Raw genomic sequence first — 12,955 nt, 5'->3', positions numbered from 1 at the left:
CTGGGAAGACGATGACGCTCGCGTTCGAACTTGCGTCGCTTCAGCAGATTCGTGAGCCACAGGCGGTGGTCGTCGATGCACGACGCTGGGCGCAGAACGTCGGTCTCGTCTCGACGGATTCCGACGCCGCTCACGCCTTCAGCGCCGAGCATCTCATTCGGCGAGATTTCCAGGTGAGGCCAACCTCATCAAACTTCCAGCGTCTCTGTAGCCAGTTTAACACGGAGAGACACGTCTTGGTCGGAGCCGTCTCCAATCACCCGGGCTACCTCCCTCAGCCCCGATGGGAATATCTTAGCCTCGGAGATGCTGCAGATGCTGCTGGCTGGGAGCTGGAAACCCCAGATACGCCACCACGGACACGATGGACCGCACGGTTGAATCGCATCCTCCGGACACAAGAATGAGAATTGGTATCCCTCGGCGCTCATACCGTCCTGTATGGACGATGGTTCGCTAGATACTGAACTCGATTTTGGGGACGACGAGCTGATTCCGGCGGTTGCACAAGACGTAGAGACGGACGAAATTCTGATGCTCGCGTACGTCTCTCCCCAAGCGGTGGCGGCGACGAAGGAGACTGGCCTCGCCCACTACTACTCTCGGAGTCGTGACGAACTCTGGAAAAAGGGTGGAACGAGCGGACACATCCAACGGGTGCAGGAGATTCGCGTCGATTGTGACGGAGACGGACTCCTCTATCGCGTCGAGCAAGAGAGCGGGGCCTGTCATACGGGATATCGTTCGTGCTTTTCCCGAACGATTGATGGCGAAACGGTCGGAGAGAAAGTCTACGACCCAGATGAGGTCTATGGGTAGGTCTATCCCTGAAACCCAGTGAGGTTCCAAGCATCATCTGCACTTCCGGAGGAATCGAATTCGGGAGCACTGATCAGGACGAAGGCACTCTCTTCCTTACCGTTTCGAATCTGTCTCGTTGCCTCAGGCGCAATCCAGACCGCATCTCCCTCTTCAACAGGCACCGATTCTTGATCAACTCGGACTTCTGCAGCCCCGCTGACCAGCACGTAGACTTCCTCGTGCTCATCATCGACGTGGTCGTGCGGTTCACTGTTCCACCCTGGTAGACATCGAGAGAACGTCACGCCAACCTGGCGACAGCCGAGCGGTTCACTCAGGAAATGCTTCGCATCCGAAACCTGTTCGACGTCCTCATAGTTCACCTTCCGATAGCTCATATACGCAGTCCTGAGTTCAACGTATTAATATTCTATATTGGATTAGCTATTCTTGATAATGATGTTGCCAACAGTAATAGTCACCTTTCCAGTAGGGCGAGATAGTCGTGTATACAAGCAGTGTCAAAATCCGTGGGTGGCGCCACAAAACAGACGTTTCCGCGACCACTTCTACCGCGCCGCTCCGATCGGGAGTTAATGGCGGACTCGCTGGAGCCGCTCTCGGACCGTGCCTGCCGGATGACCCACGCCTACAGTACGGGAATCGAAATCACTGAGCAGCTGCGAGCAGGAAAATCTCTAGTATCGAGCGTTGCAGAGAGTTCAATCCAGACGAAATACCTTGACGATAGCTACCCTGAGTGGCACCCTGCTCCACACTCCTTTCTCGGAATGGTTCGGCTCCTCATCTACCGAGAGGCCACGGGTACAAGCTATCGAGCGCTGGCTCGGTTCCAAGAACTCGCCGAGCCACTCGGTTTGAAACACATCCCCGATGAATCTGTGTTGTCCCGAACGTGGCGCAAGCGCTTCGACGACGGGGTCCGGGAATTCGTTCAGGTTACTGCCCACTTCGTCATCAAACAGGCCCACGACCGCGAGTTTTCAGCTCCCACTGTCCGGCCGAAGGCAGAGATCATTGACGAAGTGATCGCCTCTACTGATGACGAGACAGCTGGCTGTGAATTTTCCGACGAGCAAATCTACCGGACGACACGACTCGCTCGTGATCACGGCTTTGATGAGTTCGATTCCGGTCGTGCTGCGAACGCGACCTATGAAGACACGCAGTTCTTCGAGTTGCAAACCTTCATGGGAATGGTTAGCTGCGGGACGCCGCAAGGAGCGGCCCGGTTTCAGTATCGACACAGCTCGGACGGTAGTCCACACGGCGATACGCATCTCAGAACGATCAAACAATTTGAGTCCGAGAAGTTGATTGATGGATTCGACTTAGCGACCGACCGGCTACTCTCGGTCATAAAATCCGAAGCATCGTTCCGCCGGCCGGTGACAGTCGCGATCGACATCACGACCGTCCCATTCTATGGCGATGTCGAGGGAATGACGATGGTTAGTGGGCTCAATCACGAAGAGCGAGCGTTCAAATTTGCCACCCTGTCGATCGTTGGGCTGAATGTCCCACTCATCCTGGCCGTCGAACCAGTTCGAGAGAGTTCAGCCTGGGACGACAACCCGCCCAATCAGATCCATCGCGTCGTCCGTCAATTGGTTCGGCGAGCTAAGCAGCACGTTCCAATCGAGACAGTGCTCTGCGACCGCGAGTTCGACTCGATGCGTGTCTTTCAGACGTTGTCCAATCTCAGTGTGAATTACCTCATCCCGAAGCGAATCACCAGTACGGAGAAGAAGGTGATTGAGACGATGGAGAGTGATGGGGAAGACGTGGCCGTCGAATCGGCCTCTGTACACATTGAGTCGGGAGAGCACTCGATGCAGTTTCTGTACGTCCCGTCGACGAAAGGCGATGGAACAGCTGTGTTTGCGACGAATCTCAGAGTCGGGCCGAAGGAGGCCGAGTCGTTCTGTCAGCGCTACAGCCGCCGCTGGCAAATCGAAAACGAGTACAAGAGCATTAAGAACGATTTCCTCGCAAAGACGTCCTCGAAGGACTACCGTGTTCGGTTGTTCTACTTCGTGTTCGCGGTCTTACTCTACAATATCTGGCGGCTCACAGATTTCCTACTGAAAGCGGGGGTTGACGGCGAGATAGGCTACGCGCCGATTCTGACCGCTGGTGAGTGTGTCGAGATCGTCGTTTCAGCGCTGATTCCACCCGACTGACCGACCGACCCGCTACTGGTCGCCTCTTAGGAGTGGTAACGCTGTTCAGCAGCGCCAGAATCCGAGAAATTCTGGACGTTCCCTTGGTAGATCGGATCCAGAGGGTTCAAAATCGGTACTCGAACGGTAAGTAGAACCACGAGCAGACGGCGATTTAATCCCGAACTGACCTATCCTCCGAAACTGTGCTCACCCATCAGTTCGCTCTTCGTAAAGCTGCTCGCAGTGTCTCCGTGTTCGCTGAGGCAGTTGGCACCGGCCTCGGTGTTCGGGACACCTTCGAATTCGTCGGGAGTATTGCCGACGTGTACTTCGGGTGTGTCGACACCGAGGAGTCGGACAGTGTCCCGAGTGCCATTTTCGTATTTGACTTTGATCGTGTCTCCATCGACGACTTCAACGACTGTGACGACCAGCTCCTGTTGCTTCGGTGTCGGCGTAGGCGTTGGGGTAGGCGTCTCTGTCGGCGTAGAGGTAGGTGTTGGTGTTGCTGTCGAAGTCGTCGAAGCCGTGGTAGGCGTTGACGTTGGAGTCGCTGTGGCTGTCGCAGTGCTCGTTGTAGTAGTCTCTGCTGAGTCCAAAGAGGACACACTACTCTCAGAAGGATCGTCGACGATTTTTATAGTACGTGTTTGTGAGGTGATCAGGGTGTCACTCAGAGCATCGCCTTCATACAGTGTAACATTGACTGTGACTGTCGACCCTGCATGGCGTTGGATGGATTCTTTTGGAACTAAAATCGTATACTCCCCATCTTCCGAGATTGCTACTTTCTCAGTTCGAGTGACGCGCTCTCTGTTGAGTGCGACAGCAAAGAAGGGGTCTTCTTCACTCGTGATGTCTCCCAGTGGAATAGAGGTGTTCGCTCGGGTTTTTAGATCAAAGTCAGTGTAGCCACCATTCTGTTTCTCTGCGTTGTGCAGCCTGACTTCGAATAGGCGCGATGTACTCTGATTGTTCGTAGTCGCTGCGCTTGTTGATGCGGTGGAACTGTCGTCGTCTGTCTCGGTCGCTGTTGGCGTTGGAGTCGCAGTCGCGGTAGGTGTTGATGTAGGTGTGGCCGTGGAAGGGCTCTCGGTTGGTGTTGCGGTTGGAGTTCCTTCTTCGCTTGTCGAATTGCTCGTCTCTACTTCCTCAGTCGTGACGTTTCCTGTCACCGTTGATTCGGCTGATTTGGTTGTGGCTGGATCGGCGTCGGTTGCCGTACACCCGGCGAGAGTAATGAGGAGTACTACGACCACCAGAAATTTCCGCTTCATGGCACAAACACGGTTGTCAGAGAATTTTCATACAATGTAATTTTTCACATAGTTGTAACTTATTGATATTCTCATTTGTCAGCCATTCGCTCATGGATTGGGCTCCGAGCAAAACAATGTGACCGTCTATCGACGCGGTGGATCTTCGCTTGTACTCGAAACCTGTCGAGGGACTCCTCAGAAACCACTCACCAAAGTCGCGGATAACTTACTCCAGACAACAGCCTTCGCACGGACGTTGTCACAACGCAACATTCTGTAGCTCCTCATATCGCCCTCGAAGCGTCACAGGGGACGTCCCTGCTGTTTTTGCGACATCGACCTGTGTGATCGCGTCACCGACTTCGTCGACGGCCATGTAGACACACGCTGCTGCGATACCCGACGGTGCTCGTCCGTTCGCTAACCCTTCATCCCAGGCGACATCTGCGAGTTCAAGTGCCCGTCGTTCGGCCAGCCGTGAGACATCACACGCAGAAGCAATTCGTGGAACGAGTTGCTTCGGTCGCTGCACCGCTGCCGCCAGTCCCAGCTCGGCGTTGAGTACTTTGTAGTCGTTCTTCACACGCTGGTATCGACACGCGGCTACTCGCGCAACGTCGTTGAGGGTTCGAGTTGTACCTGTGCACCGACACGCCGCGTACAGACTCGCCGACGACATGGACTCGATCGAACGACCAACGAGAAGATTCTCGTTCTGTGCTGTTCGGAACAGCTGCGACGCGAATTCGACGACAGTTTTGTCGAGTCCAAGCGCACCGCTCATCCGCTTGATCTCGCCGAAACCATGTGCGAGATTTCGCTCCTGTTTTGAGCCAAACCGCGCCCGGTTCTGCTGCTTTCGGAGCCGGCCGAACTCACGTTGTCTCTTGCCTGAGAGCATCTTGCCGTATCCGTCTTTCTTGTAGCCGATTTCGGTCGACAGTCCCCGATCGTGCCGACTCACTGTCAACGGCGCACCAGTCCGTTTTCGACTCCGTTCTTCCGATGAAAACACACGCGGCTGCGCTGTGTTGTCGATCCAGTATTCGTTGACAATCAGCCCGCACTCGGTGCAGCGATGTTCGCCGCCTTCAGTTCGAAGCCTGCCGTCACATTCGGGGCAGTGCTCGGCTTGGATGGTCTGTCCGTTCGATTCGTCAAACGTGGTGGTGTAGACGTTTCTCGTTGTCATCTTCGATCTCGGGACGACCACTTTCTGACCGCCCCGCACCCCTCGGGGGCGGCGATAAAATTCTCTGAGCTACCGTCTCACAATCGTCTCTGGATGGACGAACCGACCATCTGTTCGGGGTGTTTTTCAGCCTGGGCTGGCGAAGCGGACCGTCCAGAGAAGTTCTGGGGGATGCAATACAGTGCAGGACGAGACCAATTCATGCAGGTCCCAGTTGGCCTGCTACTTACCCAAGAATGTCGAACACGTCGACTGCTTTGTACTCTTTTCCGCGCTGCTTGCCGGTTACCTCCTCTATGAGGCCATCTGCTTCGAGTTTGTCAACGATTTTGTAAGCGGTCCGGCGTGAGACATCAAGATACTCGACGAGATCTGGTGTTTTGAAGTATGGATACTGGAGCAGTTTTCGAGCAAACGTATCCGTAGCCGTGCTACTGGAGTATTCCTGCTCGTAGCGTTCTTGAAGATCACGGAGTTGTTGTGTCCGATCATACGATGTCTCGGCTTGACTCCGGAGTCCCTCAATGAAGAACGCAAGCCACTCGTCCCAGGTTCCTTCGTCGCTTACCGCTCGCATATGTTCGACGTACTCGATTTTGTGGCGATTGAAGTACGCACTTGGATAGATGTATGGACTTTCGAGATAACCTTGACTCACCAAATACAGAATGATGAGCAATCGACCGAGTCGGCCGTTGCCATCTGAAAACGGGTGAACTGTCTCGAAGAAATAGTGAATGATAGCAGCGTCGATAAGCGGATGATACTGCCCACCCATCTGGATGTACGATTCGAGCGACTGCATGAGTCCATCGAGGGCTTCCGGGGCCGGGGGAACGAACGGACGGTGTCCAGACTGTGGACTTGTGAGATGAACCATATGATCGCGGAAGTCACCAACGACATCACCGTCGTTCCGAACACCGTCGAGCAGGACTGAGTGGAGTTCTTTGATGAGTGAGAGTGTGATCGAGTCTCCACTCTCGATTCTTTCGAGTCCAGATGTCAGGGCGTGCTCGTAGTTGAGTGCCTCTCTCAGGTCTTTCTCGATCGTCGTCTCTGTCTCCCCGGATGGATGCTGCGTATGATACGCTTCGACATCTTGATACTCAACTTCTGCACCTTCGATACGTGCTGATTCAACGGCTTCCAACCGAATGAGTGAGGTATACAGTACTGCTGAGAAGTCAACTGTCGAACTAATTCCATCAACACGGCCGATTTGATAGGCGGCGTCAGCAACAAGGTCGCGTGTTTGATCCGAAATATCGAGCTTCGGCGTTATCGGCAGCGGTTCCGGGGAGTAGTACGGGTTCGGATGATACGGGACATACTTTCCCGGTGCGCTGTCCGGAAGCTCTCTTGTAGGCATTTAGGTAGTACTACTCTCTATCTATACTCGTATAGTTGTTTTTATAGTCACTACACAAACTTGGCGTCCAGATGATTCTCGATGAAATCTCAGGACAGATAGTACACTTACAACCGTCGGGTCGCTCGCTAAGTGCAACGACTGAGGATTTTCACCACACTATTACTCACTCACCGTCTCACAACCGTCCCTGGTCGAACAAACCGACCATCCGGTCGTGGCGTCTTTGCTGCTCGAATCTCCATATCGACTCGACGGATGTGCTTACACCCGTTCTCGGGTTCTCGTTTCTCGTAGTCAGGGCAGCTGCAACTTCGTGCGGCAATATCGACACTGTATGTATTCCCGCTCGCGCTGTCGACGAGATACTGCGGGCCACACACTCCGAAGCGAACGTCAATGTCTTCGGTTATCGCCCGACGAGTCCGCGGGTCGTCGATTGAGTACCCACCATCTGTTACCGCATCGGTCGATGACTCGACAGTGCAGGATTCGATGAAATCCTCGATGTCGTTGCGTTCTTGCCCGCACTTCTCACAGCGCCAGTAGCTCGTCCGGTATTCTCGTACCTGCGGACTTGGAAGTTGTATGTGACTGTCTGTTGGTTCTCGGCCAGGCACCCATTCGGCGATTCGAAGGAGTTGGTGTTGCCTCCAGTTTCGAGAACGGCTGAGTTGGTTACTGGTCGATCCTGCGTCTGCGGGTTGTTTCTGACTCGACATGGCAAACACGGAGACGACTGATTATGAATCGCGCCTCCGGCCCTCCGGGGGCGCGAAAAATTGGTCTGGATGAGTGTCAGGTGGAAACGTGATGGTCTACTCAGTACTGACAGGCATTACGATATCCAGAGAACGTTCGTCTCCCCATCGATCAGTCAAGTACGTCTGGGGGGCTCTTGGTCGCCAGTGGTGTTGTCCGCTGGTTCGATGCCCAACGCACGAAGTTCCTCGTCCGTCGGTTCGTGACCACTTTGGTCGGTGTGAACTGCGACCGCATCATCAAGGTTTTCTAGCGCTACCTCTCTGGATTCGCCTTGAGTCGTCACACCCGTATCGACATCTTTCGCAACCCACCAGTCGTCCTCCTGCCAGAGACGGATTTTACCGTCATTGGTGTCGTTCTGAGTCGAACTGGCCATTGTATTCACAGCTACGAGATAGGTTGTATAAGTGTTCAACATCCAGTACGTGCTACGGCCTCACTACGAAATCTCTGTACTCAACCGATCGATGAACTCTCCAGCCGTATCGCTGATTCGATGTAATCGGTCAGCAACTGCTTCGGGGTCGTCACCTTCCCACGCGGCCAGATACAGTGCAGAACGACTCATATCGAGGTTGAAGTGTTGGCCGACGATGTAGGCTGTCCCCTCAGCTTCGACTTCCCGTTTGGCTCGCTCTGTTTCGTCGAGCGCCGAATCGTGCAGAATCGCATGCGCGAGTTCGTGAATCAGTGTGCCTGCGACTGCTGCGTCGTCTGGTTTCTGTTTGACCTCGATTTTCTGGTAGAGGCTCGATTCTCGATATTTGCAGATCCCATTTGCCTCACCGTGTTTCCATTCCGCTGGTGGTATGATGGAGACATCGGCGTCATACTTCGGAGCGATTACAAGGAGTGCAGGGAGAAGATCAGATGCATCTCCACGTGCGTCTGTATCGAGTCCTGGGAGTTGCTCACCCTCTGTCTGAGAGACATCGAAGACGGGGACTGGTCTGAATCCGACGACGCCTCTGTTCCACTCTTCGGGTGGTCTCTTGTCGTACTCACAGTCTGTATTCGCGTGGTAGGAGGGACTGTTCCCGCACTTCGGGCATTTGTTGGTGATGATGGGTGCCCAAATCCAGATTGCCTGTTCGCCCTCAGTGACGTGGCGATCGAACTCCGTCTGCCACGTCCGGTAGCCTGCGACTTTCGTCGCATGCGGACACTGCTGTCTGATGAGGAGTGTGTTCCGATAGGAGTAGTTGTGGAACTGACTCTGAACATCCAGCCATGTCTGGAACTCCGCTGTCGTTTTGGCTTCGTCGACGAGTGTTGTAAGCTCCTGAATCCACTCGTCGATGGCTGCCTGCATCTGGTCTGTGCGCGTTTCCGATTCGTCGAATCTGACTCGCTTTTCGGTTGTTGCCATTCGTTGAGATACCTCTCAACGGAACGCTCATGTCTATTCGAGCGCCCCGCACCCTGTAGGGGCCGATAAAATTCGGTATTGAGAGAGTCTTTAGAAAATTGTCAAATAGCCTGTCAAACCTCAGCATTTTCGGGGTGGTACCTCTCTTTCGAGAGACTACCCAAACACTCGCTTACTGCGACGACCACAATGCCTCTATGCGCTGCTCTATCGCCGTGAGCACCGTGGAGTATATTTCGAGTGGATGCAACGACGGCAGTTCGAGGTCGGTGATTTCGTCCGCAGTTGGTGGCTCATGGAAATGTAATCGAGTGTTGTGCGTGTTCGGGTGCCGGTCCCAGCGACACTCCCAGCGTCCTCCGTCCTCGTGTTCTTCGACGTAGTGGACCGAGAAATCCCCAGTCGTGAACCATCGGATGTCAAGTCGGGCCGCTGTCACTGTATCAGGAAATCGTCCAGCGTCGAGCAGTCCACGAAGCAGTCGAGGTTCGTAGGAATCCGGGTCGAACGCAGTTTCGGCGACGAGTGCGTCTGACGTAAGCTGTCGCTCCAGCAGACGCAGCGTCTGTCGATCCGGTGGGCCCGTCGAGTGTGAGGCTAAATCCTCCGGTGGCTGACTCATTTAGGCTGAAATCAGATGCCCGTCGTTCTGCGAAAGCTGGCGAGCAAGTTCGTACAGCCGGATATCTCGAATCACGCCCTGCCACTCGCTGACTGCGGTCATCCGCTCGTGAATGGTGTCGTGACTATCGTGATCAAACACGTTGACGGCCGTTGGGTCCGTCGTCTCGAATTGGGCTTCGTATTCCGTCAGTTGGGCTTCAAGCGCCTCTACGCGGTCGATGATTGCTTCGACAGAGAGTTCGCTTGCGATTCGACTGGCGTCCTGCCATTCGAGATACCCCTCGTTTCGTTCGTATGTCGCTGGGCGGCTGTCTCTATCGGTTCGGGCGATACCCATCTCCGCCAAGCGGTCGAGATGCTTTTTCGCAGCGTTTGGAGAGCAGTCCGCGAGCTCAGCGATCTCGGTGTAGACAGTCGGAGAGGTGACTCCGAGAACGACGTCGTAGACACGACCGAACGTGTCTGTCCCCGTCTGCCACCGGCGCTGCGTATTGTCGGACGTGGGGGCCGGATCGAACTCGGTCATACCTATCCGTAGGCAACTATTCTCAATATATCTTTGGATGGCTCATATATATTTGAGTATGCTGGTTTGGGGTCTCCAGAAGAACAGATTCGGTCTCAATCACACAATATTGCGCCTGTCTTTCTTAAGGTCGTGGCTGCGCGCACAGCGAACGGCGTGAGCGAGCACGGAGCGGAGGGTGGGGCGGTGGGGTCTGGGCTGGTCCGGTACATAGCAAAAAAGAGAGTTGCGACGACTGGCTATTCCCACCAGCGACCGCGCTCTGGGAACATCACGGTGCTCCACCCAGTGACGGCCAGTGAGACGCGTCCTTCGTACCAGTTCCGCGCCGCTCCGTGAATGCGCACCTGTTCGCCCTCCTCTATCCACGGAGCATCCGATTTCTCCCAAATCGTCACCCGAGTCTGCCCACTGTCGTCCGCAATGAGCCCAACTTGGCTAATCGCTGAGTGTGAGGGAGTCCACAACGTCTCGACACGTCCTTCGATGCTCACTTCCCGTCGATTCGCGTCTTCGAGTTTCCCGATGGGAACCACTTGCCCGGGTGCCGTCTGCAACTCCTCGAACACCCCAACGACTGCACTCATCATATCCTTCCCATCGAGTACCACTTCGGCCAATCGCCGACTGACCGCCGCCTGCGACCAGCCATCCAACTTCTCAGCTAATCGCATTGCCTGCGTATTCACCGCCGCCAACTGCTCTTGAGACAGTTCGACACGAGGGTCTGGACGATCCGGGTCGAACACTGGATTCACGCTCGCTGCACGCCGCTGAAACTCCACACGCCGCTGCGCGCTCTGCTCTGCAACAACCGCTCGCGTCCGCTTCTCACGACCCTCTTGCGTTCCGAACGCCGCTCGGGCACTGATACGCTCCAACTCCGCTTCCCGCGCTCTGATGCACTCTTCCTGTTCGAGGGTCACACCGTAGATCCGATCCTCACTGGTGTCGACCATCCCGTTTGGGTGGTTGAAATCGACTTTCGCCTGAATCTCCATCTGCACCGTTGGCTGGAACTCCGGCGTCTCATCGACGACCTCGAAACCGTCCTCATCGACCACTTGTCCGTCCGACTGCTCGAATGCCTGTTCATCGACCGAAACTACATTACTGGAAACGTTCTTACTTGACATTGGTATCTTACCTAGGTACCACTGAAGGCGCTCACTCGGCGTCTTCTTCCGACACCACGACTCTCCAGCCGTGGCTGTCCACACAGGCCAACCAACCATCGCGCGCTCTCGCTCGCGCCTTCACGAGCGCCCACTGGGCGCGAGTGAGAGCGCGCCAACGTCAGGACACAGAACCAGCAACGCGCGCCGTCTCACCGAGCGAAGCGCGGTGAGGCTCGGGGCGCGAACAAAGTGAGCGACCCAGCGTCCGCCTGGAGCGAACGGCCAGCGGAGTGAGAGTGAGCGTGTTCTGCGCACCGCCAGGAGCGCAAGAACCGCCTCCCTCACCCGCTGGCGTACCGGGAAGGTACGAGTGACGCGTACGTCTCGTGAGCGGAGCGAACGAGACGTCGGTGAGCTCTGCTCACCAGAAGGCGGCACGCGGCGAGCGGGGCGTGCCGAGAACGTTTGCAGAGGATAGTTACGAGAGAGATGGCAATCGGTTCACGCCCACTCAAGCGCCGCGTTGTGCTGCGCCAAGTGCTTCGAACTGAGTCCTACCTCAGAGATGGGTAATTGTTCACCCGCGCGGTCGAGAATCGTCCGCTTCAACAAATCACTCTCAGTCTCGAAAGTCGGATTCACGAGCAGTCGGTAGTCAGCGTCGATTGTGAAGAGCTCGCGGTCAAACGCGGCATGATGCGTCTTACTGAGCGTCAAGACGTTCGAGAGATCCGCCCGATACGCTGGGTAGTCACTCCAGGAGAGAACGTGTGCGACATCGAGCAGACCCGGGTGGTCCACGCCTGAGACGGGGCACTGCTGGTCATAGCGTGCAAGTGCCGTTGCACGAAACTCCGGGTCGACCGCCCGTGCATATGTCACCGTCTCGTACGTGCTGGCCGTTATCGGGTCGCTCTGTTCGGTCGTCGAGGGTGACGCCCACATTTCGACAGCATCCTCGACGAACTCACGACCCTTTCCAGTGAGTTCGTACAGGTCGCCCTCCTTTTCGACGAGATTCATACTCCGAAGCCAGTTGGCTCGCTGGTGGGCCATATCCGTCTCCCCACGACTCCACCCCAATTCCGGGTGGGTATCGAGTTGCTGGTCGCTGATCTCTTCGATGGTCATCGGAGCGACCGCAAGCGCGTAGAGCAGACTTCTGAGGCCGACGTTGTGATCACACAGGATCTGGAGCAGTATCGCTGTGTCATGGTCCTGCGTGTACTCATTGCCGGAAGGCCCGAGTGTCCATCCGTCGCCTTTCTGCTGTAGAAACCCCATCTTCCCGAGATACCTGACACGCCGCATGATCGATGTTCGGCTGGAGACGTTCGAGAAAGTCCCACGATGCCAGCCGACGAGTTCGTCCGTCGTTGGGTGATACGAGTCGACGAATTCGAGAATCGAATTCAGCGTTTCAACGTATCGAGTCCCCCCACCGAACATCGGAACGATACTTCGGAAACGGTCTGTCATTGTGTAGTGGGTTAGGCGGCTACCGTATGATCGTTTATTTGTAGTCGTCAGTGGAGCACACTCAAGAGCAAATATCCTCTGTCACGAAGACTGAATTCGCTGATACTCTCAACGACGAATTCGACGATAATTGTGGATGAGACACCGCAAGTCGACACAGAATTGCAGTGACGGTCTCAGAGCCAGTTTTCTGTGCTGCGTCAGTATAGTCTCGGTGGGAGACGAATGAACACTCGAAATGACCTCTCTCCTATCAGAGGTGCT

13 protein-coding genes are annotated in these 12,955 nt (G+C 55.3%); 3 read left to right on the top strand and 10 right to left on the bottom strand.

Features of this window, described 5'->3' with window-relative positions; all coding sequences use genetic code 11:
• Nucleotides 1–11 precede the first annotated feature (11 nt).
• Both AUR64_RS19970 and hisI read left to right on the top strand, forming a co-directional pair.
• On the top strand, nt 12–407 hold the full coding sequence (locus tag AUR64_RS19970; RefSeq protein ID WP_240479584.1) for a DUF7124 domain-containing protein: 396 nt from the start codon (nt 12–14) through the stop codon (nt 405–407).
• A 34-nt stretch (nt 408–441) separates the two neighbouring features.
• Nucleotides 442–819 carry a phosphoribosyl-AMP cyclohydrolase gene (hisI, locus tag AUR64_RS05120; RefSeq protein ID WP_058580879.1) on the top strand — a complete coding sequence of 126 codons (378 nt, stop codon included), beginning with the start codon at nt 442–444 and terminating at the stop codon, nt 817–819.
• Between the two features lie 2 nt (nt 820–821).
• Here the strand turns inward: hisI and AUR64_RS05115 are convergent, their stop codons facing one another.
• On the bottom strand, nt 822–1,199 hold the full coding sequence (locus AUR64_RS05115) for a cupin domain-containing protein (protein WP_058580878.1): 378 nt from the start codon (nt 1,197–1,199) through the stop codon (nt 822–824).
• A 198-nt stretch (nt 1,200–1,397) separates the two neighbouring features.
• On the opposite strand from AUR64_RS05115, the gene AUR64_RS05110 reads away from it, so the two are divergent.
• Nucleotides 1,398–3,005, top strand: coding sequence for a transposase (locus AUR64_RS05110; RefSeq protein ID WP_155120530.1), 1,608 nt, complete (start codon nt 1,398–1,400; stop codon nt 3,003–3,005).
• Nucleotides 3,006–3,175: 170 nt separating this feature from the next.
• On the opposite strand, the gene AUR64_RS21375 is transcribed toward AUR64_RS05110, so the two are convergent.
• The 9 genes from AUR64_RS21375 to AUR64_RS05070 form a co-directional block, all read right to left on the bottom strand.
• Complete coding sequence (locus AUR64_RS21375; protein ID WP_394326097.1) at nt 3,176–4,264, bottom strand: thermonuclease family protein; 1,089 nt, start codon at nt 4,262–4,264, stop codon at nt 3,176–3,178.
• A gap of 241 nt (nt 4,265–4,505) precedes the next feature.
• Nucleotides 4,506–5,438, bottom strand: a complete 933-nt coding sequence (locus AUR64_RS05105) for a transcription initiation factor IIB (RefSeq protein WP_058580981.1) — start codon at nt 5,436–5,438, stop codon at nt 4,506–4,508.
• Between the two features lie 226 nt (nt 5,439–5,664).
• Entirely contained in the window at nt 5,665–6,810 is a 1,146-nt protein-coding gene (locus AUR64_RS05100; protein ID WP_058580877.1) for a Fic family protein, read from the bottom strand.
• Between the two features lie 877 nt (nt 6,811–7,687).
• Entirely contained in the window at nt 7,688–7,951 is a 264-nt protein-coding gene (locus AUR64_RS05095; protein WP_058580980.1) for a type II toxin-antitoxin system HicB family antitoxin, read from the bottom strand.
• A gap of 63 nt (nt 7,952–8,014) precedes the next feature.
• Entirely contained in the window at nt 8,015–8,944 is a 930-nt protein-coding gene (locus AUR64_RS05090; protein WP_058580876.1) for an ArdC-like ssDNA-binding domain-containing protein, read from the bottom strand.
• Between the two features lie 172 nt (nt 8,945–9,116).
• On the bottom strand, nt 9,117–9,566 hold the full coding sequence (locus AUR64_RS05085) for a hypothetical protein (RefSeq protein ID WP_058580875.1): 450 nt from the start codon (nt 9,564–9,566) through the stop codon (nt 9,117–9,119).
• Nucleotides 9,567–10,094: a DUF7342 family protein gene (locus AUR64_RS05080; RefSeq protein ID WP_058580874.1), complete on the bottom strand. Its 528-nt coding sequence runs from the start codon at nt 10,092–10,094 to the stop codon at nt 9,567–9,569.
• A gap of 239 nt (nt 10,095–10,333) precedes the next feature.
• Entirely contained in the window at nt 10,334–11,230 is an 897-nt protein-coding gene (locus AUR64_RS05075; RefSeq protein WP_058580873.1) for an SOSS complex subunit B family protein, read from the bottom strand.
• Nucleotides 11,231–11,713: 483 nt separating this feature from the next.
• The gene (locus AUR64_RS05070) at nt 11,714–12,691 is read right to left on the bottom strand and encodes an HNH endonuclease (protein ID WP_240479583.1); all 978 of its coding nucleotides are present in this window, start codon (nt 12,689–12,691) and stop codon (nt 11,714–11,716) included.
• Nucleotides 12,692–12,955: the final 264 nt, after the last annotated feature.

It is taken from the genome of Haloprofundus marisrubri (assembly GCF_001469955.1).
In the GTDB taxonomy this organism is placed as follows: domain Archaea; phylum Halobacteriota; class Halobacteria; order Halobacteriales; family Haloferacaceae; genus Haloprofundus; species Haloprofundus marisrubri.
Note: the sequence above shows the minus strand (reverse complement) of the source record. Positions and strands in the feature narration are given on the sequence as shown.